Below are 24,491 nucleotides of genomic sequence, written 5' to 3'. Positions count from 1 at the left end.
GCACATCTCCCACCTACTATCTCTTACTTTTCATTCTTTTATTTTATGAATTAGCTTTCTTATTCCTCCCATTATTTTCCTCATATTTTTGTTTTTATTCTATCACGATTTTCTGTATTGTCAATATTTTTTATTGTTTTTTCTTCTTTTTTCTTTTATTCATACATTTAAATCATAATCCAGATTCTTTATTTGCTGAACTGTTTCTGCTATTTTTGATTTTTAAATTGAGAATTAAAACCAATCTTCTTCCATATATACCTGATTTCAAGAAACTTTATTCTATATTTCTCCCTCTTCTTTTTTCTTCTTTTTCCTATTTCAATTCTTTATTCCCACTAGAAAACAGATTTTTGTTTGTTTTTTATCTCAAATGCCATTATACTAAAATTATCTTGAAAACTGTCATTTCAGCAAATCCAAAGGAGGAAGCTTGATGCTTGGAATTGAACGTCGGCAAAGAATTATTAAATTAATTCAAGACGACAAAAAAGTGTATGTATCCAACTTAAGTCAATTATTCAAAGTTACAGAAGAAACCATCCGCCGGGATCTAGAAAAGTTAGAGAATGAAGGGATATTAACCCGTACTTACGGAGGCGCCGTTCTAAATCAATATACACTCGAAGATCTGCCCTTTCAGACAAGAACGTCTATGAACCATGAAATGAAACAAAATATTTCTTTGAAAGCAGCCACTTTAATTCATGATAATGACACCATTATGATTGATGCCAGTACAACATGCTTGGAATTACTACACGCTCTTCAAAAAAAGAAGGGAATTACCATCATTACCAATTCTGTAAAAATTCCTTATGATTTCATCAGCTCTAATTTTAATATTATTTCTACCGGTGGAACCCTTCGGGCTCATTCCCTTGCCTTAGTCGGATCCGTCGCACAAAATGCATTGCAAAATTACTATGTGAACATGGCTGTAATGAGCTGCAAAGGTTTATCCTTCGATAATGGAATTATGGAATCCAATGAACCAGAAAGCGAATTTAAAAGAAGAATGATCAAGCAAGCCGAAATCGTCATTTTACTTGTCGATCATACGAAATTTGACAAAACAGCTTTCATAAAGTTATTCGATTTTAGTGATATTGACTATATTGTTACTGACCAAGAACCAGATCCTAATTGGCTGGAACTTTTTAATACACATAATGTCAAGGTCATTTATTAAATTATAAAGACCAGCACCCTATCGGTGCTGGTCTTTATAATTTAAAGATCGGCCTTGACCTGAACAATTTTCAGAAGATGTATCGCTGTACCAAGCATCATACGTACTTCTGCTGAATCAAGTGATACCTTCAATATGCTTTCTATCCTTTGTTTCCTATTTTGAATGGTTTTATAATGAAAGAACGTCTGTTTTCCAACTTCCTTCAAGCTAAGCCCCGATAAAATCTTCTCCAGTGTATCAACTAATTCAGTTTGATTTTTCTGATCATATTCAAGTAAAGGTCCTAATGTTTTCTTAACAAATACCTCGGATTCATCTGAGTCAGCAAAGGGAATTAAAACTTGATATACACCACAATCGTCAAAATGATACACCTTCTGCTGCTTCCAAATCCTTTTGCCAATGCGTACTGCTGATTGGGCATGCTTAAATCGAAGGGCGACGTGTGTTAACGACTCAAAATAGTCGGCGATACCAATGTGAGCTTGTAAGCCGGGAAAGGATAATGCTACAAGGTCAATATAAGATTCTGCTATTTGTATCTCTTTGGATTTATGGTAAGAAGAATCACACATAGCACTCAATATGCCAATACCTTCAGAAACTTCCCAGGCAATCGTAGTCTCTTGATTCGTAAGCTGATCAATCAGTATATCCATATTTTTCTGCCTCTGCTCTAATGCATTGACTTCACTAAGAAAACTACCACTATCATCAATACTCAGAAAATATAACGAAAAATGATTAGGAAGTTGAATTCCTAATCGATAAGCATGATTGTAAGCATCTGACTCGATTCCGATATCACCATTTAAAAGTTTCGTAAAGAAATCATTTTTTAACCTTCGCTCATAGGATTGCTGCAAATCATTTTCCGCCAATTTTCTTTGTGTAATATTTCGGATTACACAAAGAAATCCCATATTCTGTCCCTCTTCATCCTTAGCGGTACTTATTAATGATTCCAGCCAAATGATTTCTCCATCTTTACGCTGCTGCTCTACTTCCATAAGCACAGGAGGGTCTCCCCCTTCTTGTCCAGCCATCTTGCCTAATTGTATACCAATAAAAGGCAGCACTTGCTCCGTTAAAGATAATTCAATAAAATCCGCTGCCGAATAGCCGAGTAGTCTCTCAATGGATGGACTGCAGTAGATAACCTTCCTATCATCATCCATAAGTACGATCATGTCATCCATATTCTCAGCAATGAGTCGATACTTTTGCTCACTTTCCTTAAGCTGAACCTCACGCTTCTTTAATTCCGACATATATTTTTTTTCATTTTCTTCTGCTTGCTTTAACCTTTGTATCATGATGTTAAAGGATGCAGAAAAATCACCCATAAAATCAATACGCTGATTAAAATCGCCTGAAGCAATCATACTCGTCTGCCAGGTTAAATGCCGCAAATTAGACTGTAATGCCTTTAATGCTCCAGCCCAATATCCCTTCATGCTTAAATTCTGGGATAAATCACCATTGGATATGCCATAAGTGAATTCTCGAATAGTCATAAGTTCTTCAATTAATTGTAAAATAGCCGGATGATCATTAAGTTCATCAATTAAAAATGCTGGTTTGCCACGCTTTCTTAATAGATCATGTAACAGCAATTCAATGGTTTCTGTATGTTTCACCTTCAATCCCCCTGACGCCGTTAACTACTAACTGCACAAAACAATATTAATCGTTAATAATTTCTGCAACAAAACGACAGGTACGATCTCCTGTGCACCAGCAATCAATTTCTTTAACATTAAACCGATGTCCTGTAAAAGCTTCTAATAAACCCGCAATAAAGCCCTCATCATATCTGCAAAATTCATAATCTAGTTCTGGCAATCCAGAGCAATCCAGATCCTCAAATATGCTAATGACGAATTTTCCTTTATCTAAATCGACTTCCTCCATCCTTAGTATTCCAATTCCCTTCTCAACTAAGGTGGCTTGTAATGTCTTTATAAAATCATTAAAACTAGAGGCTTCTTTTATTAAATTCTTATAAAACTGTACTCCAGCCAATTGTCCCGACTCAAAAAAAAGCTGATCTGCTCTTTCGGTACCAAAGTTTTTTTCTAAAATGTCCCGGAAGCAATATTGCATCAACCGATACGCTTCTATGTGCACCATAGGGCCAAGATTGGGCCGTCCCTCAACAACATCTCCCAAAAGATCCCATTTAAATTCATATTTACGTGTCATCTTTAAACAGTCCTTCCTATTATCTATATAAAAATAGTAATTATTTCAAGGATTATACACAATCTTACTTTTATTGATAAAGTTTCGTCATTTTAAAGTATTTACCTTCTTACACCATAAAAAAATCGCTACGTCATCGAAAGTCCGATGCGTAACAATTTTTATCCGAATACACCGCTGACCTTGGCTAGTACCTGCCTTACAGATTCCCGGTCTGCGCAGCTCCTCCGCCTTGCAGGTCAAAAAATCCTCGCTAAATTATCTATAGTTTTAACGCAGATGAGGTACTAGCACTTCTTGAATGTAGAATTTTCTTTGTCAAACAAGCAGATTTTTCCCTTGCCGTCTCGTTTTGCCTGATACATCGCTTCATCGGCGTGCTGTAATAAGGTTGCAGGATCACCGGCATCCTGGGGATATAAAGTAACACCGATGCTGATGGATGCCATCACATGTTGATCACCTAAGATAATCGGGTCAGCAGCAGATCTCAAGATACGTTCCAATACCGCTTTATACTGATTTGCTTCTTCTAGATTCTGCAAAAGGAGCACAAATTCATCGCCACCGATCCGTGCTAATGTATCCTGCTCTCGCAGGCAGGATCTAAAACGCTTTGTTACCTCGATTAGCAAACAATCACCACTCTCATGGCCTAAGGTATCATTGACCAATTTAAAATTATCCAGATCTAAATAACGGACAGCCAAGATTCTCTTATCTCGCTTACTCTGGGCGATAGCCTGGTTAAGACGGTCATATAATAAACGTCGATTGGGAAGACCTGTTAACGTATCAAAAAAGGCAAGACACTCCAGCTCTGCCTTGTATCTTTTCAAATCAATGATCAACTTAGCTAACCATGCCACTAATATGCTAAAAATCAGCCCCGTCAGCATCTTTAAAGACAGTCCATAAGGATCATCCCAACCATTGATGGGAGTTACGCTAAGTATCCATGTTATGTTAGATACTTGCACAGTTCTTTCTACGGGGTCCCCCATTAAAATAGGTGTAGATGCAACAATAATCTCTTTTTGCTTTGTGTCTGAATGGATGCGCCAAAGTTCATAGGAAAATCCTTGTTTTTCCAGCTGCGAAAGAGTGATGGCGAAGCTACTTTCGTTGGTGTGTCTAATTGAATCTGCATAGCCACTTACTATCTCATAGGCACGCACTCTGGCAAATTTAATACGATCTTGTTCCAGCTGCCAAATGATCCCGGTTGCAAAAGCAGCGGCCAGAAAAAAGACTATGACCGCGATGACTAGGGGACTGGACAATATATAATTTCTGCGTAAAGGAGTTGTCGTATCATAATAAAAGTCTTTCATTTTCTCCTCCTTCACCTACTTTGCAAATATTCATTTATGATATTGTATAGCTGCTTGATTACTTCGCATCAAATACCACTTCTTACTAGCTGCCAGTTTCCTTTAGAAAAACACGTATCCATTGAAGAGATTCTAGATACAACTCAGGAACTTCCTCTTCCTGAATATTACATCTGTCTGCATAAAAGGAAACATCGCTCCATTCTCCTTTTTCATAAGACAGCAGTAAAAGGCAATCTAAAGAATACTATTTCCTCTTGTCTAAAGCCCATACTTAAATATAGTCTTCTCTCTATAACAATATAACACTATGTAATTATTATCCATTATCCACATGGATAATAATGATCTAATAAAAAGCGTTTTAACTATCCCCTTTAGACATTCCTCGACACAAAACATCTTTTTACAACGACCAGTTTCCTATAAAACGAATTGAACCACAGAGGCGCAGAGAACACAGAGAAAAGATGGAGAGGATAAAAATGCTCTCTCTGTTCTCTGCGTACTCTGTGTTCTCTGCGGTTCCAGATTCCCACTAAAACTTATAATTTCAATTTCTTAATACTCCCAAAACATTCTTTGTATTTCCACGGGATCATTGGTGGTAAGCAAAGCCAGCATAAGAAGTATCCTTGCTTTTTGCGGACTTAAGGTATCGGATACGACAAAATGATATTCATCATCATGCACCGCTCCATTGCGGGTCACGATGCCGCTGCTTACACGGGTACTCCTAACAATAACAACACCTTGTTTTTCAATATTGATGAGTCCTTTTCTTATATCTTGAGACATATTTCCATTGCCTAATCCGGCATAAATAAGCCCTTTTGCCCCAGCTTTTACTGCGGCTTCTGCTATGATCGGACTGCTGTCAACATAGCCGTAAATAATTTCAACTTTAGGCAGATCAGTGATTCCTCTACAATCAAATTCTGAGCATAGTGTATGCCTCCGTGCTGGAAGTCGATAAAAATAAGGAATTCCGCCCTGTATATACCCCAGATATCCCAAATCTGGAGCTTGAAAACTATCCTGCAGCATCGTATTTGTTTTGGTAACTTCGCGGCTGCAATTCACGGTATCATTTAGAGCAACCAGCACGCCTTTACCAATGGATTTATCATTGGCTGCAAGAGTAACTGCATTATAAAGATTCATCGGACCATCAGCACTCATGGCAGTAACAGGCCGCATAGCACCAACCAGTACTACTGGTTTCTGGCTTTGGATTACCAAATTCAAAAAATATGCGGTTTCCTCTAACGTATCAGTGCCATGAGTAATAACGATTCCATCCACTTTATTAGACGCTAACAGTTCATTCACACGTGCTGCTAATTGCAGCCATATACCACAGGTCATATCACAGCTGTCAATTTGCGAAAGCTGCTCTCCTGTAACATGGACAATCTTATGGATTTCTGGAATTTCGTGAATCAGACTATTCACAGATAGAATCGCCGAAGTATAATGCAATGTCTCCGTTGCAGAAGAAGCTTTGCCAGCAATAGTACCTCCTGTACCGATGATTACAATATTTTTTTTCATGGTTCTTCTCCCTTGCAAATCATTTACAAAACCTTTTCCTGCTCATCCAAGCCAAGGTCTTGCAATGATTTCACTTTTGTGCATCAATTATTTTCATAAATTCTGCCATGAAGCTTCCCAGTCCAAACATATTAAACAATACAAACCTTCGCAGCATTTCAATTGTGATAGCAAAGATTACACTGGCTCCTACAGCCATCCCCAACCCTCGCGCAATCCCCGCCAGAAAATTATTTATAATGATTTTCTTGGGTTTTTCTAACATTTCTAAATACTCAGTAATGCGTATGGCTTCTAAATGATGTACCAATTTTTGTAATGTAATAGCACAAGATTCTGCCCGATTCACAAGATCTAGCTTTTCGATCTCCGGACCTACTAAAGGCACATTCCCTTTCTTCAATTCCATGTCTTTCCCCCCTCTTACCACCCATCGTTCTATTTATATTACATTTATTATAAATTCAATCCTAGAAGATTCATACTGATTTCTCTTTGCTTCTCATACTTTAATAGTTAGGTACCCGTTCTATCGACCACCACTTTACTTATTGTACAAAATATGTCACAATGAAGTAGAGGTTTTTAACCTTTTTATAAATTCATCTGATTAGCGGCTATCATATTAACGGTAGTCGCTGTATGTTTATGCGATGACTAAACCGATCTAAGACTCCACCTTATGTAAGTGTGAGTTAACACTCCCTTTGAATCATATCTTCTTTATGCAAAGTTATCAATTAATTCTGCAAATTTTATTATAAAGGAGCTGCTAACCATTTCAAAAGAAATTTTTATTACTAATTTGGACAAGAAGAAACTGCAAAGGCTAATTGTATTGGAAGAGGAATTTCAGCCAGGTAATAAAGACTACCTGGACGATCTGACCTATGAGCTGGAACGAGCAGTTGTCACACAGCCGGAAGAGATTCCTGCCGATGTCATCACAATGCATTCTCAGGTAGTATTAAAAGATTTGGATAATGATGAAGAATTGATCTATACCTTGGTGTACCCGGATGAAGCTAATATAGCCGAAGATAAAATTTCAGTATTGGCACCTATCGGGACAGCGATCTTAGGATACCGGGTCGGGGATACACTGGATTGGAAAATTCCCAACGGCATCTTAAGGTTGAAAGTGGATAAAATTCTTTTCCAACCTGAGTCTAGCGGTAATTTTGAACTATAACAGATATAAGGACTTATTTGTTATAGAAATAGAAAAATCCCTGCCATATTCATCTTAGAATTTGGCAGGGATTTTTCTATTCCTCTATTTGCAGCTTTCCGCTGCGTCATTGCCGGCGCTTTGCATCATTCCACGATTTTTCCTGATTTTCTCCATAATAGGAGCCACTTTTTCCATGCTTTCATTTAAGGTCGCAGCCTCGTTGCTGGAAATAGTACCGTCTGTCACAGCTTGCTGTATCATCTGCTGATGATTGCCATTTGCCGGCCCGCACTGCTCCTTAGCCTGATCATTGGCAGCCGCGAAAACTGGCACCGCAATCAATGCTGCTAGTGCTGTTATAATTAACATTTTCTTTTTCATTGTCAACCTCCTGTTAAGTGTACTCTCGGAAAAACAAATCTATCCTTTGCGTCCCAAATGAAACATTCCAAGAGACTACTTTTATTTATATCCTACATCCTTATTATAAACAAAGATTGTGGATTTCTTATGAAGATTCTATGGTTTTTAAGAATAACACAAGTTCTTCACAAATCCTTCACTAGATATTCATTTAACTTGTGTATTATATTGGTAATACGATTTAGGAGGGAAATTAAAATGAAAAAAACTTTTATAACTGCATCCTTATTGCTACTAAATACAATGGGGGTGAATATGGTTTCCGCTAATGAAATTCTTCCGGAAATAAACCCAATTAAGCCGGGCATTGAAACGATCATCAGCGGCAGTGAGAACAGTCGGCAATATGCCACAATTGATCATAATCCAACTCTTTATAATAAACAGATAGTCGGCGGTCGTACAATGGAGAGCTGGGTTAAAAATGATATCGTCAGTACCAGAATTGACGGTGTCACTAAATCTTATACTATCAATAAAGATCTTAAAACAATCATAAGCGGAAGCAAAAACAGCCGAAGCTATACGGTAATCGACCACAATCCTACCCATTATAATAAAAAAGCTGTGGGCAATCATACCGTGGAATCATGGGCTAACGATAGCGTTGTCAGTACCAAAGTTGACGGAGTTATCACCAATTCCTATACCATCAATAAAGATCTTGAAACAATTGCAAGCGGAAGCAGCAACAGCCGGCAATATACAGTGATTGATCACAATCCTACACACTATAGTAAAAAGATCATCGGCGGTCATACGGTGGAAGGCTGGATTGAGGATGATGTAGTTCACACTAGAATTGATGGTGTTTCTAAGCAATAAACATAAATTTCTATACATAAAAACCACTCTATCATAATCGATAGAGTGGTTTCTTTATATCTTCTTTAGAGCACACGCTTTGCACCATAATAGCGCTGCACAAAATAAGAATCATTCATGTCACCAATGGCGACGACACCTTTTGAAAAAGAGGTATGAATAAATTTGTCCCTGCCGATAAAAATTCCTACATGAGATGCGCCTGGTTCATAGGTAGTAAAATACACTAAATCTCCTGGCTGCAGGGAAGCTGGCGGCACGCTTCTGCCAACTAAAAACTGTAGATCGGCAGTACGAGGCAAATTGATTCCCCCTTGCCGGTACACATATTGCACCAATCCGGAGCAGTCAAACCCCTGGGCTGGTGAAGCTCCTCCCCACACTACCGACTGGCCAAGCATGCCACTGGCAACAGCCAATAGTCGTGCTGCTTGACCCGGCAGCACCATAGGTGAAATCGAAGATCGAGCTGCCAGGTGCTGCTCATCCGCTATCGGCATAACAGCACCTGCTACTATGGAATCCAGTGACTGCATAAACTGGCTATAGCCAGAGATTGGAGAAGCCTGAACCACTCCTGTGCTATTAAAAACAATTCCGATACATAGTAAAGCTATCCATTTTTTCATGCTCGACTTCTCCTCCCCAGACAACTTTTTTAGTGCTGCATGGTCTGTAAGTGGGATGTCGTTGATTTCATAATCTCCTGCATGGTCTTTACTTTACCTTCAATGGCACTCGGGTCCATTTTTCCGGCGTTAACAGTATTTTTGATGTCACCTGCCGCTTTGCGCAAACTGTCTTTTAAATTGGCATCCATCATATGAGGCACAATTTTTTCCACAGTACTGACGAGTTGTGCTGCACTCTTTTGCGCATCCATCGTCTGTCCAGCCTTGGCTTGTTTGACCACATCCTGTAAGGATTTATCCAAATCCTTCATCATCGGCATAGGATCTTCCTTTGGCATTGCTGCGCTGTGCCCTTCATGACCAGCTGCCTGCTCTTGACTGGCAGTTGTCGGCTGAGTTGTTTTTTCACTCGATCCACACCCCGCCACTAGAGAAATAACTGCAATAATAGCCAGCATGGCAAAGAGTACTTTACTTTTTTTCATAATCTAAAACCTCCAATATTGTCATTGTTTTTATATTTCCTGTTTGCTGTGGTGAAGCATTTACCCCACCACAGCTTTGCTCTTGTCATTAATGGCCTCTACTCAGTAGTATGGGATTTGCTAGAAATAGCTGAATTCCTGCGCTCTTGCCATTGGTTCCACACCAGATAGATGCAAGGCAGCACGATCAATGTCAATATGGTGGAAGTAACCAATCCCCCAACAACAACGGTAGCCATTGGCCGCTGTACCTCGGCACCAGTCCCTGTGGCAAAGAGTAATGGAAATAATCCTAAACTCGCAACCAATGCGGTAATCATAACCGGGCGCAAGCGGGTAAATGCACCCTCGGTGATAGCTTCTTCCAAGGTTCGGTGATCCCGCAGATGTTTAATATAGGTAACCATGATGACCCCATTTTGCACAGCAATTCCAAAGAGAGCAATAAAACCGACAGCTGCAGCTACTGTCATGTAGGTGCCAGTAACATACATAGCTACAATACCACCCACTAAAGAGAAGGGAATGTTCATCAAAATGAGGAAAGCATCGCTGGCAGACTTAAAGGTCATATAAAGCAAGAAGAATGTGAGTACGATAACCGCCGGCACTACTAAAGAAAGTCGATCTTTCGCCCGCTGCTGATTTTCATACTGACCAGTCCACTTTAAAGAATAACCCGGAGGCAAGTCGACTTTTTCCTTAATGACTTGGTTGGCCTCATTCACAAAACTTACCACATCCCGTCCCCGGGTATTCATCTGAACAATCATTCGATAGACCCCATTTTCACTGCTGATCATCGATGGACCGTCCACGACCTGGAACTGGGCTACTTCACCAAGCTGTACATAAGCACCGCTAGCCGGTGCCGCTGCAGCAGTTGCGCCGCCACCCATACCCGGGTCCATTCCGCCGCTGCTTTTTGCCGACGCACCGCCAGTCGTTACTGGAATGAGAATATTCTCCATTGCATCAATGGATTCCCGATTTTCCCGATTGTAACGCACCAGGACGTTAAAGCGCTTGCGTCCTTCAATGGTAGTAGTGGCATTTTTACCTCCTACTGCCAATTCAATGGCATCCTCCACATCAGCAATGTTAAGACCATATCGGGCCGCTTTTTCCCGGTTAACTTGAATCTCTAGATAGGAAGCGCCAAAAACTCGTTCCGCCAGCAGATCACTGACTCCTGGCACAGCAGCCAGTGCCTTTTCAATATCGAAGGCTTTTTGCTGCAGTACCTGCAGGTCTTCTCCATAAAGTTTAATACCTAGTTCCGTACGAACTCCCGTTGTCAGCATGGACAACCGTCCGGCAATAGGCTGGGTAAAGGCAAAATTAAGCCCAGGCATATTGGCAAGTTTAACCATCATTTCTTGTTCAATTTTTTGTTTTGTCATGCCGTCCCGCCATTGCTCTTTCGGTTTTAGTGTGACAATCGTTTCAATCATACTAATCGGTGCCGGGTCCATAGCCGACTCAGCACGACCAACCTTCCCTACAGACATGTCGATTTCCGGGATATCCATGATGACTTTATCCATGGTTTTAGCCGCTTCAAGCGCCTCAGTTAAGGACACGCTGGGCAGCATGGTCGGCATGACCAGAAACGTTCCTTCATCCAATTCCGGCATGAAGGTAGTGCCAATGAAAGGCAGCAGAGAAAATCCGGCCAGCATTACGACGACGGCGATACTAATCGTGATTTTACTGTGTTTTAGTACTGATTTCAAAGTCGGTACATACCATCGATGCAGTTTGGCAACAATCCAGGTATCCTTTTCCTGAATTTTCCCTTTGAGCAGCAAAGTGCACAACACAGGCACCAAAGTGAAAGCCAGCAGCAGTGACCCGCTCATGGCAAAGGATTTCGCCCAGGCCATTGGGGTATACATCTTGCCCTCTGTCCCAGTCATCGTAAATACGGGCAGGAAGGTAACAATGATAATCGTAATGGAAAAGAAGATAGGTGCGGCTACTTCCTTTGCCGCTTCCAGGGTCACATCCACAATGCTGCGCCGCCCGCCGTCCTCCGCCAAATGGCGATAAATATTTTCCACCATAACAATCGCAGCATCTGTCATGACACCAATTCCAATGGCAATGCCGCCAAGAGACATTAGGTTAGCCGACAGATGAATTTGTTTCATGGCAATCAGCGCAATCAAAATACCAATGGGAATGGCACTGGTCACGATCAGGCTGGACCGGACATTCCCTAAAAAGAGAATGACAATGATAGAGACTAAAATAAATTCTTCAATTAATGCCCGGGTCAGCGTATTGACTGCTTTTTTTACCAGATCCGTCTGGTCATAAAATGGTACAATCCGCATACCTTCCGGTAATGACGGCTCGATTTCAGCAATCTTGGATTTCACCTGATCAATCACGTCCAGGGTGTTTTCGCCCATGCGCTGAATCACAATCCCTCCAGCCGCTTCATAACCAGATTTGGTTAGCACGCCCCGGCGAAAATCCGGTCCAGCAGTTACGTTGGCTACATCCTTGATGTAAATGGGTACATTGTTATTTTGCGAGATCACAATATTCTTAATATCATCTGGAGATTGGATTAATCCCAACCCGCGAATAATAAATTCCTGACCGTTTTGCTCGACAACCTTCGCACCAATATTAGCGTTGTTGGCACCAAGAGCACCAAATACCTGGTTGAAAGTAATCCGGTAGTTTTGCAGAAGATGAGGATCAAGATTGATTTGATACTGCATCACATAACCGCCGATGCTGGCCACTTCCGCAACTCCCGGCACCGCACTGAGCTGCTGCTTGATGGTAAAATCCTCAACCGTACGCAGATCTGCCAGATTATGACGATCGCTTTCTATGGTATACATGAATACCTGCCCCATCGGCGTGCTGACTGGTCCTAAGGCTGGCTGCACACCCCGGGGCAATTGAGGAATGGCTTGCTGGACTTTTTCATTTACGACTTGACGGGCAAAGTAAGGCTCTACACCGTCTTCAAAGATGACGGTTATAAGCGACATCCCGAATGAGGAAGCCGAGCGCACTTCTTTCACCTTAGGCAGCCCACGCAAGGCAGTCTCTAATGGATACGTGACTTGGTCCTGGATTTCCTGAGGTCCACGCCCCATCCAGTCTGCCGAGACAAGCACCTGATTTTCACTCAGATCAGGAAAAGCATCGATGGGGGTATCCCGTACAACGAAGATTCCCCAGACAATGACTAGTGCAGATAATACCAGAATAATCACGCGGTTTTTCAAGGAAAATTCGATTAATTGATTCAGCATGTTGCCCCTCCTTACTGACCACCATGGCCGCTGTGTTCACTCCCGGAAGCAGGTGCCGGAGCAGCCGCGCCGCTATTTGTACCATTCACAGGTGCTGGTGCGCTCGTCTCTTTAGCGGCCCCGCCACCGTGACCGGCATGAGAGCCAAAGCTGCCTAATTTCGTTTGGGAATCAATGAGGAAAGTGGCGGCTGTGACTACTGTTTCACCTGCCTGCAGTCCAGAGAAAATTTGAACATAGCCATCAGCATATTGCCCCGTGACTACATCCCGTTTAACAAATGTATCTTCACTTTGAGCGACAAAAACAATCTTACGGCTGCCGGAGTCTAATATGCTGGATTCCGGTATCACCACGCTGTCCCCTAAAGGCAGTTGAACATTGGCATTAACAAACATATTGGGCTTCAGCCTGCCCCCAGGATTACTCATCTCCACCCGAACTTTCACTGTTCTGGTGGCATCATCCAGCACCGGATTAATAAAGGTCACTTGTCCGCTAAAAGCTTCTCCCGGATAGGCACCACTGGTCACTGCAACTCTTTGACCTAGTTTAATGCCTGCTATATCCTTTTCATAAATATCGATATACAGCCAAAGAGTGGATAAATCCGATAAACTGTACATTTTATCCCCCGGCATAATGAATGCTCCTGGCAGCAGCTGTTTTTCCAAAACCGTGCCGCCAAACTGGGCATAGATGATCATATGATCCTTGGGTGTTCGGGTATGTTCCAGATGAGCAATCTCACTGTCTGGCACATTTAACAGCTGTAGTTTGCGCTTTGCCGCATCCCGCAGACGATTATTGATCTGAACTACATCTTTGCCAGCGTTTTGCAGCTTCTGCACATTTTCCAGCGTTAGTAAATATTCTTCCTGGGTCGCAATATAGGTTGGACTGTATACAGCGGCGATGGCCTGCCCCGGGGCAATATATTCGCCGTCAGCAGTCACATATAGTTCATCAACCCGCCCTTCCACCCGGGAGGTAAGATACGTGCGTCCACTTTCATTCATAGCAAGTTTGCCCGTGGTCTTAATTTCCTTCATAATATCTTTTACGACTGCCTGGGCCGTTTGCACTCCGGACAATTGCCTAGCCTTGGCATCTAAGGTAACGGTATCACCCATAGCCATAACCGGAGTCGTTGTCTGATGACCGGTATGATCTACAGTCGGCTTTGCGTGCTGCGCAGCATAATAGTAACCGCCACCGCCAAATACTAGAACACCCGCTGTCACACCTATGATCATCTTCTTCTTAGCCTGTAGTTTTTCAATCATGCTGTCCTCTCCTTTTGCTTGCACATTATGGCTGGGTTCCGCTCGTAAATAAAGGTCTTCCTACCGCTTTTTCCAGATCTGCCACTGCTTTCTCATAATTCACGCGAGCTTTATAGTAATCCAATCGCACATTGCGAAGAGCATTTAGACTATCCAGGACAGCCATAAAATCCACTTTACCATTGGTATAGCTCACAACTCCGGCTTGATAGGTTTGCTCCGCTTGGGGAATTACGGTATTCTTATACAGGTCGATCTGGCGCCAGGCAGACTGCGCTTCAGTCAGTGCCATCTGCAAATCCAGCTCTGTCATACTCTGCATAGTAGCCAATGAAGCCTGAGCTGCTTCCAAACTAGCTGCAGCAGATTTAATTTCTGCTTTATTTTTCCCCTGCCAAATAGGCAGCATGACCATAACTTCCATTTTCCAGGTATCAGGTGTCGCACTCATCATCGTTTGTTTTCTATCTTTGTAGCCAATGCTGAATTGATAATCTGGCAGCTGCTGCTTTTTTGCCAATTCCACACCATTCTTTGCCATCTCCACTTGCTGTTCCATGCCAACAACAGCTGGTTTTTCAGCCTGGGCTTCTGTCTGCAGGGTGGTCAAGTCAAAGTCAGGAGGCGGAGCACTGAACTCTTCTTTCACTGTGAAGGGGGTGTCGGCTTTACGGCCGATAACAGTATTGACTTTCGCTTTTGCTACTGCCGCCATAGATGTCATGCTCAAAAGGTCAGTAGTCATCTTAGAAAATTCAGTTTGAGCCCGCAAGGTATCTTGCAGAGGTACCATTCCAGTAGAATAGTTAACCTGAGCAATCTGTACCAGCTGGCCCATGAGCTGCTGATTTTCCTTGCCGATTTCTAAAGCTTTATCAGCATATAACAGATCATAATAGGCAGTTTTCGCCGCAGCATAGGCTTCCATCTGCTTATCTTGGTAATTCGCTTTCGTCATTGCAGCATCACTGCCGGCCATTTTACCCATGGCTTTTAATTTAGACGGATTCATAATGTCCTGGGTAAAAGTGTATTCCGTCATCATTGCATCAAAAGGATTTAAGCTGCTTTTAGGTATATCATCTTTCATAATCCCAAACTGAGGATTCGTCCAGGCTTTCGCCAGGGGAATGCGGGCCTCTTTTTCTTCCCAGCGCTTTTGACTCTCAATGACGGCTGGATTATTCTTGACGGCAGTATCCACTATCTCTTTTAAAGACAGAGTATCCTGGGCTTGTTCCGCCATAACTGGTATTATAATTCCCAATACGAGCATAGCAGTCAATGATAATACTTTGCATCGAAACCATTTTCCTACGTTCATATATCCCCCTTCGTCCCCTTATTGAAGACAATCATAAAAACTGACCTTAGATATTTGGGTTTATCCTTATTCTTCTTTACCAACCAGCCCCTCAGCCCGATTTGTAAGATAGCACCATAAATACCCTATCACTGCCAATTCGATCATAAGTAAATCCCACATTATATTTCACCTCGATTACATCTTTATATTGATGTCTATCATATCCAACTAATGTGAAGATTTTATGAAGAAAGTTTGAATAACTCATATTATTTGTATTTCATAATGAATCAGTACTCTTTTCTTACTCATTGATAAAAGCAGCCCTTTTAATAAAGGGCTGCTTTGCTATTACATATGGTGGCCTGAATGCTCATTGCCGTTATCCTTCGGGGCATCCTCCGGCGGTGCTGACTGTTCTTGGTTTGTTGGTTCGGCGGCAAATGCTTTGGTCGCAGTCGGCAGCAAAACGGTACCGGATATAAATACCGCTGCCAAAGCAGCAAAGATTGCTCTCATTACTTTTTTCTTCCTACTCATTTGTTTTGTTCCCCCATTCTTTTATTGTCTGATTCACAGCTTCTCATACTCATATAAAACTCTATCTGCTTATTCACTAAACCCAATAACTGTATCATGAATCGATTCAATATGTAATAACCTATTTTATAAAAAATGCATCTTTGCTCTTATCATACAATAACAATATGAATAACTGATGAAGATGCATTGAAAAACTGCTGTATTTTCAATGAAAACAGATACACCATTACCAAACCACAGAGAACACGGAGAAAAGATCGATTTTGCATTTTTTTGAACCACAAAAACGCAAAGGACACAAAGGGGAAATAGACATTTCTTTGTGTTTAGCGTTCTCCTTACAGACCCCTTTGCCAGCAATGACACCCTCAAAGAAAAACAGCAAAGCAGCCTTTCCTGCAGGAAGAGCTGCTTTGCTATTCATATTTCAAATTTTTATGGATGCTGATGCTGCATAGGTGGCATGTTCCCGCCAGCAGCATTAGGATCCCATCCCATAATCGTCGGATCAACCATCCCGAAAATCATAGCCACATGAGCAACAACGAGAAACACGGTCAACAGTATAAAATGAAGTTTCATCTTTTCATCATCCGATTTACCCTTGCCGATTACACCAAGTTCCAATAAAGCAATACTAAACAGCGGAATTACACCACTGAGGTAAGAGCCTACTGCAAGTATATCAGCAATACCGCGCCATTGAATCGTAGGAATAACAGTGGTTATTAAATTAAGAAAGACTCCCAGGAAGTAAAACCCTAGGAAAATACCAATTGCCTTATTGGCTGTTTTCCATCCACCAGCATTGGAGCCACGTAGAAAAACCGTAAAAAATTCAGTTGCAACAAGCGCTTCCGCCAGGGCTACAGGAATAACCATATACCAAATTAAATTCCATGGCTGGTTAACAGCCAGCAATTCCATATAGTGTGTCATAACCATAATCAACACTCTCCTCACATGAACGTATAGTAATAGTATACAAAAAAAATGTGAAGATCTTGTGAAGATATGATAAAGAATTTATGAGAGATTCATCCTGCTAACATAGCTCCTTTCAATCTAAAGCTGCCAATGTTACAACTAGTAAACATACCTACTGAACTTACCAAATGTACATATTACTCCTTCATGTCCTTTGCATTTCTTCGCGGTCTTCGCGGTTCAAATGTTTTTTTATAACCGAGCTAAGCGTATCGCTTCCACAAATTGTTTTGCCTTGTCTGTGATCGACTGGTAATCACCTGTTTTTGCACCTGCGGTAATATTGCCGCCAACGCCGACAGCAACGCATCCAGCCTTGATCCACTCTCCTACGTTATCAACACTTACACCGCCTGTAGGCATAATCCGCGCCTGAGGCAATGGTCCTTTAATGGCTTTAACAAAGGCAGGTCCAAATAATTCCCCTGGAAATATTTTAATAATATCGGCACCAGCCTCCATGCCTTCCACGACTTCTTTAATCGTCATCGCTCCTGGCATGATCGGTATACGATAGCGATTACACAGTTTGACTGTATTCCTGTTCAAACAAGGCGAAACAACATATTGAGCACCGCTTAAAATTGCAATTCTAGCAGTCTCAGGATCAAGTACAGTGCCCGCTCCCAGCAGTATTTCCTCCGGCGAATATAGTTTCGCCAAGTCGCTGATGATCTCGTGAGCACCAGGAACTGTAAAGGTAAGCTCAATGGCAGTGACGCCGCCAGCAATACATGCTTCCGTAATTTTTTTTGCCTGTTCACTTGTTTCTGCTCTAATGACGGCTACTAGTCCACCATCACATATTTTCGTAATTACTTTTTCTTTTTCCAATTTATCTATCCCCTTAACGATTTATGCCATTTTGTGAATTCATGTAGGTTTCCAACTGATCCGGATTAGGAAGTCCATCATTGTCACCCGGTGACATGACTGCAAGTGCACCAACAGCGTTCCCTCTGCGTACAGCATCGTTAAGAGAAAGCCCTTCTAGAAGTCCGCTAATCACTCCTACAGCAAATCCGTCACCAGCTCCAACTGTATCCACAACTTTTTTAACTTTGAAACCTGGCACAATAAAAGAATCTACTTTCGTCTTTACAAAAGCACCCTTTTCTCCTAACTTCACAATCACTGTCGAAACGCCTTTATTCAAATAAAAATCTGCAATGGCATTTTCATCATCGCTGCCCGTTAATAAAAGACCTTCATTAACCCCTGGCAAAACAATATCACTCTGGGAAGCTAACTCATTAATAATCTGAACCATTTCCTCCTTGTCCTCCCACAATTGAAGCCTTAAATTAGGATCAAAGGAAATGGAAACCCCATTCTCTCTTGCATTCTGAATCAATTTATAGGTGACCGACCGGCAGGTTGCCGAAAGAGCTGGCGGTATTCCTGTCAAATGCAAATGCCTGACATTTTCCCATACAACGTCCTCAACGTCGGGGAGATCCATATGAGAAGCAGCTGAACCTTTGCGAAAATTAAAAACTTCCGGATCTCCAACACTAACTTTTGCCTTTAACTGCATGCCAGTGCGGTTAGAGGCGTCAAATTTTATATATGGAGTTTTAATGTTCTGCTGTTGCAGGAATTTGTTAATGTACTTGCCAAAAGGGTCTAAACCAAGCTTTGCAATATAAGTTACAGAGTGTCCTAAACGAGTCATACCTATGGAAAAATTGACTTCAGCACCTGCAACATACTTCGTAAAATGTTCTATGTCTTCAAGGGGACCTTCGTGATCAGCCACCAAAAGGGCCATGGGTTCGCCAACTGTAATCACTTCACTCATAAATGACCTCCCTGGTTCATCGGATTATAGGATTTACTCTTATGATACGATGAACCTAATATTATATTAAATCAGGGTTTTCTGAGGCTCTCCTTCAACAAAGGTCAAAGGTTTGGGACTGGAAATGACTTCAATATTTGAATTCGCCTCGGCTTCTGCAAGTAAAGGCTCACTAATCAGCATCGTTGTTAATTCTAAGGTATTTTGTATCCAGACAATTTTATGTTGGCCTGTATCAATTCCATTACACATTTTTACCGCCATGCGCAAGGCATCTTCAGAAGTAGCTGCAACCATAGGAATCTTGACGGCTTCTACCTCAGTACTGGTATATGCATTGGTGTACATGCTGATATAATCAATTTTATCAAACAGCTTGCGGGTTGTAACATCCACCATACCAACTCCGTTGGCATTTCCGTGGGATTCTTCCGTAACATCCAAAATAATGCTCTTTTTAAACTCAGGACCGCCGCTTACACACTTGGTAATATACAGACCGGTAACATTAGGATCTTGCCCGTCGCCGCTAATATTTTTACCAATTTCATCAATTACCAATATATCAAACTTAGGGAACATAATACGCCCCATTAAACTACGAGCTTCCTCTAACAAAGCTGCTTCCCGCTCTAATAACAAAATATCATCTTTGGGAACGACTTCAATTTTATAAGTGTCTTCATAGGCATTTTCCACTAGAGCAACAGCAAACAGTACTTTGGTTTTCTGTGCGATTATGCATCCAATTTTCGGAATCAGCTCTGCAAAACGATCGAAGCCCCGGCTATGAACTGAATCTGCTCCCAGCCTTTTGCCAAGTCCAATCACAAGCATTTTACAAATGCCGCTTTCAATGGGGCCTCGAAAACAAGTATGAGGCTTTATTCTTGGAATGATAACGATCCCATCCGCCTCGAGGGCACTTTTACATACATAAATCGGAGATCCAGGTTCAAATTCACCAATGGTTTCCACATCGATGGAAGCATCAACCGGAACTCCCATTGCACTTTCACTAATCCCAAAAGAAGCTAATAAATCAGCCTGCCCTTCCGGCGTGGCTCCGCCATGGCTCCCCATCACAGGAATAATGAAGGGTTTGGCTCCTGCTTCTTTTAACGTATCCACTACCGTTTTTGTAACCAAGGCAATATTGGCAACCCCCCGGCTGCCGACTCCTACGGCAATCCGCTTACCATTTAAATTCTCTAAATAAGGCTCCATTTTCTTACGAACCTCACCAGGAATATCTTCCACTTTTTGTCGGTTAAAATGCTGCTTGATTTTTATAAACCGCGGCAGCTCAACCTCTGGAAACTTATTTAAATCGAGTGATTGCATCGTGATTCATCTCCACATTCATTTATTTAAACTATTGCAAGAGTGACTTATTACAGCCACTCTTGCTTTATAAACTGCAATAAAGAAAAGCAATCCGGCTCCAATTGATTATGAATTAGCCGATTTTGATATCTCTTTGATATTCTGTCCGATACCAAGGGGAACGGAGATCAAGAGCAGAATTGCCCCAATAAAACCAGATACTGCAATTGCATATAGTCCTGCATAAGGATTGTGAAAAGCCTGCTCAGCCCATACACGCAGGTTGGGAGCAAGGAATCCGCCTAAGTTGCCAATGGAATTGATAAAGGCAATCCCGCTTGCTGCAGCTACACCACTTAAAAATCTGCTGGGCAACGTCCAGAAAATAGGCTGACAAGCCAAGTTTCCGCAGGCAACTACGCATAGGGATAAAATTCCAAGCAGCGGACTTCCTGTAGCGGAAACAATGAACCCTGCACCTGCTGCACCAATAATAATAGCAGCTAAAACACCACGACTGCCTGTTTTATCAGAATAACGAGGAAGAAGAACGGTAGCGGCTAATGCACAAATCCAAGGAATCGCACTGATCAGCCCAACTTCCAGACCTACTTTTTTCCCTAATAATCCAGCAACGTGGGTAGGCAAATAAAAATTCAAACCATAATTACTAACTTGAATCATAAAGCAAATAGCAGCTAAGAATAAGACCTTAGGATTACCCAATACTTTCAGCGGACCTACTTTTACTTGTGGTTTTGCCGCATTTTCTTCTTCTAATTCACTCAGCAAAGCTTTTTTCTCATCATCAGAAAGCCATTTTGCATCTTGAGGCTTATCAACAAGATACCAGTATGCCCATACACCCATAGCAGCAGCCAAGACTCCTTCTACCAGGAACATCCACTGCCAGCCTTTAAAACCAAGCACCCCATTCATATCCAACAGTATTCCGGATAAAGGCGAACCAAAAATGAATGCCAATGGCGGTCCAAGCCAGAAAAGCCCCATTACCGAACTACGACGACGTTCTGTAAACCAGGTAGTAAAATAATATACAATCGCCGGCATAAAGCCCGCTTCTGCAATTCCCAGTAAAACCCGCAAGCCTAAAAATTGATTTTCTGTTGAAACCCAAGCAAATCCGGCAGATACCAGACCCCAGGTAACCATAATACGAGCCAGCCAGGCTCTTGCTCCCACATGATGCATGATAATATTACTTGGCACTTCAAATACCGCATAGCCGATGAAAAAGATGCCCGCACCAAGAGCAAAAGCCGCATCGCTGATGCCGGTATCCAACTGAAAAGCCTGCTTTGCAAAACCAATGTTCGCGCGATCCAAAAAAGCAAAAATGTACATGACCAGGATAAAGGGTACAAGTTTGTTCTTGGCTTTGTCCATTGCGTGATTGGTAAGTTCGGTTCTAGTGATTCCTGCCATACTAATAACACTCTCCTATTTTTTTTATATTCGCAGCTCCTTATTCGAAACCTCTATCAATTTACCGCAATTCACTGTTTTCTGAAATTTTCCATCTCAACGAAACCTTGAAAGGAATCATTGAGACTGCATTTTTTTCTCAAAACTATAGCAAAGCCACTACTTTGAGATAGTTTCCAGGATGGGCTGCAATATCGCTGACTAATGCAGGAACCTCTTCAAAAGAGATGGTTTTTGTGATTACAGCGGCAACATCCACTTTGTGCCCGCCTACCAGTTTGACACTTTCAGGGAAAGCGTGGAAGCTGTTTCTTGAACCAACAATGTCCAGTTCTTTTTTGGTGAATAAAGCGGTAGGCAAAGCAATCTCACTTTTCGGCCAGCCTACAAGAGAAATTCTTCCAGCATAAGATACATAATCAATAGTGCTGCGAACAGCTGCAGCATTGCCTGATGCTTCGATAATGACCTCTGCCATTCTGCCATTTGTAATTGCTTTGATTTCATTAACAGCGTCAGCTTTCACTGGATTAACAGTATATGTTACGCCTAGCTGCTTGGCAAATTCCAATCGTTCTTCTACAGGGTCTACTACAATCGGTATTGCATTCAAGGTTAATGCATACTGCGCAGCTAACAGGCCGATAGGACCAGATCCAGTAATCGCCACATGTTCTCCTGCTTTTACCCGGGAACGTTTCACAGCATGCATGGAAATGGTTAACGGTTCAACCATAGCCAGCAAATTCCAAGGAATTTCTTTGGGTACTTTATGCACTAAATTCCTGGGATGAACAAAATACTCTGACATGGCTCCGTCAATGTGTACCCCTCGAACAGTCAAATTTTCGCAGCAATTCGTACGATTGTTTTGACAAGGGTAACACTTGCCACAGTATACATAAGGTTCAATGACCACATGATCACCAACCGCCAGTTCCGTTTCCCCTTCTGGCACTGCTGCCACTTCACCAGCTGCCTCATGTCCAATAATCCGAGGATAGGATACAAGAGGATTGGTCCCCATATAGGCACCGATATCGGAACCGCATATTCCCAAACTCCGTGTCTTAATTAAAACATCATTTTCTCCACGCTGTGGATAAGCGACTTCTTCCACTTTAATATCCCCGGGGGATTGCAAATAAATAGCTTTCATCCTTTTCATACACTCTCTTTCCATTGATTTTATTTGGGTTCTTGTTATAAGGTCACGCCATTTTTAAAGATGGCAATCTCCCTAAAACCCATACTTTCTGATTTAGACAGCCGCCCTGAAGAAACTTCTACGATATAGGAGAAAAACGCATCTGTCACAACCTGCATCGATTGACCTTCCAGCAATTTTCCGGCATTAAAATCCATCCAATTGGCTTTGCGTCTAAACAGCTCACTATTCGTAGCTACTTTTATGGTCGGTACTGCCGTACCCAGAGGTGTACCACGTCCAGTAGTAAACAAAACGATATGACAGCCGGCAGCTGCCAGGGCCGTTGCCGCTACAGCATCATTGCCTGGTCCATTTAAAAGGTTCAGTCCCTTGCGTGTTACGGATTCACCATAGTCCAGTACATCCACAACAATGCTGCGGCCGCCTTTTTGCGTGCAGCCTAGTGATTTTTCTTCCAGGGTGGAAATGCCGCCTTTTTTATTACCGGGGGATGGATTTTCATAAATGGGCTGATTATATGACATAAAGTAGTCCTTAAAATCATTGATCAGCTTCACCGTTTTATCAAATACTGCTTGATCTTTAGCTCGTTTCATCAAAATCGTTTCAGCACCAAACATCTCCGGCACTTCCGTCAAAACGGTGCTGCCGCCGCAGGCAATCAGCTTATCGGAAAAAGCTCCAACCAATGGATTGCCGGTAATACCTGAAAAGCCATCAGAACCGCCGCATTTTAAACCTACAACCAGCTCAGAAACAGGGCACTCTTCTCTTTTGTATTGGCTGGCATATGCAATTAACTCTTCTATGAGTTCTCTGCCAGCTGCAAGTTCGTCTTCCACCTCTTGGGCTGCTAAAAACTTAACCCGCCCAGGATCATAATCTCCCAGTATCTTTTTAAATTCTGGAATATTATTATTTTCACAGCCGAGTCCAAGTACCAGCACACCGCCAGCATTGGGGTGATTGACCAAAGCTGCCAATATACGCTGGGTTGTCAGATGATCCTCACCAAGCTGGGAACAGCCATAAGGATGAGTAAATTCAAAGACACCGTCAATGTTTGCAGCAGCAATTTCATTGCCCTGCTCAGCCAGCAATTGAGCCGCCCGATTCACACAGCTTACCGTAGGGATAATCCAGATCTCATTCCGGACTCCAACCCGTCCGTCTTCCCGTCTGTATCCCTTAAAGGTTTGATTACAAGTAACAAACTGTTCTTGAGGCAGATCCGGCTCATAGGTGTATTCCAGCATATCTCCAAGGTTAGTCTTAATATTATGAGCATGCACCCAGCTGCCAGCCTCAACATCTCTCACTACGTGTCCAATGGGAAAGCCATATTTTATGATATGCTCGCTTTCTTTTAAGTCACGCAAGGCCATTTTATGCCCTTTATCAATGTCATCGAGAGCAGTAATTGCAGTAGATCCTACTGTAAGCTGCTCTCCTTTTTTTACATCATCGAGAGTAACAGCTACATTATCAGCCTCATGGATTTTTAACAATGACATCTC

At 42.0% G+C, this 24,491-nt stretch carries 23 protein-coding genes; 3 read left to right on the top strand and 20 right to left on the bottom strand.

Features of this window, described 5'->3' with window-relative positions; genetic code table 11:
* Positions 1–436: 436 nt before the first annotated feature.
* A complete protein-coding gene (locus tag FR7_RS05240) occupies positions 437–1,192 on the top strand; it encodes a DeoR/GlpR family DNA-binding transcription regulator (protein ID WP_007931666.1) in 756 nt (251 codons plus the stop codon).
* A gap of 41 nt (positions 1,193–1,233) precedes the next feature.
* On the opposite strand, the gene FR7_RS05235 is transcribed toward FR7_RS05240, so the two are convergent.
* The 5 genes from FR7_RS05235 to FR7_RS05215 form a co-directional block, all read right to left on the bottom strand.
* Complete coding sequence (locus FR7_RS05235; protein WP_007931668.1) at positions 1,234–2,835, bottom strand: PAS domain S-box protein; 1,602 nt, start codon at positions 2,833–2,835, stop codon at positions 1,234–1,236.
* Positions 2,836–2,881: 46 nt separating this feature from the next.
* Positions 2,882–3,400 (bottom strand): V4R domain-containing protein, encoded by a 519-nt coding sequence (locus FR7_RS05230; protein WP_007931670.1) that lies wholly within the window; start codon positions 3,398–3,400, stop codon positions 2,882–2,884.
* Between the two features lie 287 nt (positions 3,401–3,687).
* Entirely contained in the window at positions 3,688–4,734 is a 1,047-nt protein-coding gene (locus FR7_RS05225; RefSeq protein ID WP_007931671.1) for a GGDEF domain-containing protein, read from the bottom strand.
* 561 nt (positions 4,735–5,295) lie between these two features.
* The gene (locus FR7_RS05220; RefSeq protein WP_007931673.1) at positions 5,296–6,288 is read right to left on the bottom strand and encodes a type II asparaginase; all 993 of its coding nucleotides are present in this window, start codon (positions 6,286–6,288) and stop codon (positions 5,296–5,298) included.
* Between the two features lie 70 nt (positions 6,289–6,358).
* Positions 6,359–6,697, bottom strand: a complete 339-nt coding sequence (locus FR7_RS05215) for a DUF5665 domain-containing protein (protein WP_007931675.1) — start codon at positions 6,695–6,697, stop codon at positions 6,359–6,361.
* 330 nt (positions 6,698–7,027) lie between these two features.
* Here FR7_RS05215 and rnk point away from each other — a divergent pair, with 330 nt between their 5' ends.
* Positions 7,028–7,480, top strand: coding sequence for a nucleoside diphosphate kinase regulator (gene rnk, locus FR7_RS05210; RefSeq protein WP_338061467.1), 453 nt, complete (start codon positions 7,028–7,030; stop codon positions 7,478–7,480).
* An 84-nt stretch (positions 7,481–7,564) separates the two neighbouring features.
* On the opposite strand, the gene FR7_RS05205 is transcribed toward rnk, so the two are convergent.
* Positions 7,565–7,843, bottom strand: a complete 279-nt coding sequence (locus tag FR7_RS05205; protein ID WP_007931679.1) for a hypothetical protein — start codon at positions 7,841–7,843, stop codon at positions 7,565–7,567.
* Between the two features lie 240 nt (positions 7,844–8,083).
* On the opposite strand from FR7_RS05205, the gene FR7_RS05200 reads away from it, so the two are divergent.
* The gene (locus FR7_RS05200) at positions 8,084–8,710 is read left to right on the top strand and encodes a hypothetical protein (RefSeq protein WP_007931680.1); all 627 of its coding nucleotides are present in this window, start codon (positions 8,084–8,086) and stop codon (positions 8,708–8,710) included.
* A gap of 65 nt (positions 8,711–8,775) precedes the next feature.
* On the opposite strand, the gene FR7_RS05195 is transcribed toward FR7_RS05200, so the two are convergent.
* From FR7_RS05195 to FR7_RS05130, 14 genes are all read right to left on the bottom strand, one after another.
* A complete protein-coding gene (locus FR7_RS05195) occupies positions 8,776–9,339 on the bottom strand; it encodes a C40 family peptidase (RefSeq protein ID WP_007931681.1) in 564 nt (187 codons plus the stop codon).
* A 29-nt stretch (positions 9,340–9,368) separates the two neighbouring features.
* Positions 9,369–9,827 (bottom strand): hypothetical protein, encoded by a 459-nt coding sequence (locus FR7_RS05190; RefSeq protein WP_007931682.1) that lies wholly within the window; start codon positions 9,825–9,827, stop codon positions 9,369–9,371.
* Positions 9,828–9,925: 98 nt separating this feature from the next.
* Positions 9,926–13,108 carry an efflux RND transporter permease subunit gene (locus FR7_RS05185; protein WP_007931683.1) on the bottom strand — a complete coding sequence of 1,061 codons (3,183 nt, stop codon included), beginning with the start codon at positions 13,106–13,108 and terminating at the stop codon, positions 9,926–9,928.
* 11 nt (positions 13,109–13,119) lie between these two features.
* Positions 13,120–14,394, bottom strand: coding sequence for an efflux RND transporter periplasmic adaptor subunit (locus FR7_RS05180; RefSeq protein WP_007931684.1), 1,275 nt, complete (start codon positions 14,392–14,394; stop codon positions 13,120–13,122).
* 25 nt (positions 14,395–14,419) lie between these two features.
* Positions 14,420–15,718: a TolC family protein gene (locus tag FR7_RS05175; RefSeq protein WP_007931685.1), complete on the bottom strand. Its 1,299-nt coding sequence runs from the start codon at positions 15,716–15,718 to the stop codon at positions 14,420–14,422.
* Positions 15,719–16,051: 333 nt separating this feature from the next.
* Entirely contained in the window at positions 16,052–16,240 is a 189-nt protein-coding gene (locus FR7_RS05170) for a hypothetical protein (RefSeq protein ID WP_007931687.1), read from the bottom strand.
* Between the two features lie 229 nt (positions 16,241–16,469).
* Positions 16,470–16,667 carry a hypothetical protein gene (locus FR7_RS24125; RefSeq protein ID WP_139181560.1) on the bottom strand — a complete coding sequence of 66 codons (198 nt, stop codon included), beginning with the start codon at positions 16,665–16,667 and terminating at the stop codon, positions 16,470–16,472.
* 11 nt (positions 16,668–16,678) lie between these two features.
* Positions 16,679–17,188 (bottom strand): DUF6803 family protein, encoded by a 510-nt coding sequence (locus FR7_RS05160; protein WP_007931688.1) that lies wholly within the window; start codon positions 17,186–17,188, stop codon positions 16,679–16,681.
* Positions 17,189–17,422: 234 nt separating this feature from the next.
* The gene (locus FR7_RS05155; protein ID WP_007931689.1) at positions 17,423–18,064 is read right to left on the bottom strand and encodes a bifunctional 4-hydroxy-2-oxoglutarate aldolase/2-dehydro-3-deoxy-phosphogluconate aldolase; all 642 of its coding nucleotides are present in this window, start codon (positions 18,062–18,064) and stop codon (positions 17,423–17,425) included.
* Between the two features lie 13 nt (positions 18,065–18,077).
* Positions 18,078–19,031 (bottom strand): sugar kinase, encoded by a 954-nt coding sequence (locus FR7_RS05150; RefSeq protein ID WP_007931691.1) that lies wholly within the window; start codon positions 19,029–19,031, stop codon positions 18,078–18,080.
* A gap of 66 nt (positions 19,032–19,097) precedes the next feature.
* Positions 19,098–20,375, bottom strand: coding sequence for a nickel pincer cofactor-dependent isomerase, group 22 (locus FR7_RS05145; RefSeq protein WP_007931693.1), 1,278 nt, complete (start codon positions 20,373–20,375; stop codon positions 19,098–19,100).
* Positions 20,376–20,483: 108 nt separating this feature from the next.
* On the bottom strand, positions 20,484–21,803 hold the full coding sequence (locus tag FR7_RS05140) for an MFS transporter (protein WP_007931695.1): 1,320 nt from the start codon (positions 21,801–21,803) through the stop codon (positions 20,484–20,486).
* Positions 21,804–21,948: 145 nt separating this feature from the next.
* A complete protein-coding gene (locus FR7_RS05135) occupies positions 21,949–22,971 on the bottom strand; it encodes a zinc-binding alcohol dehydrogenase family protein (RefSeq protein ID WP_007931698.1) in 1,023 nt (340 codons plus the stop codon).
* Between the two features lie 35 nt (positions 22,972–23,006).
* Positions 23,007–24,488, bottom strand: coding sequence for a UxaA family hydrolase (locus FR7_RS05130; protein ID WP_007931701.1), 1,482 nt, complete (start codon positions 24,486–24,488; stop codon positions 23,007–23,009).
* Positions 24,489–24,491: the final 3 nt, after the last annotated feature.

Origin of the sequence: Pelosinus fermentans DSM 17108, assembly GCF_000271485.2 — a bacterium.
Classification (GTDB): domain Bacteria; phylum Bacillota; class Negativicutes; order DSM-13327; family DSM-13327; genus Pelosinus; species Pelosinus fermentans.
The sequence above is the reverse complement of the archived record's forward strand: the minus strand, read 5'-3'. Positions and strand labels throughout refer to the sequence as shown.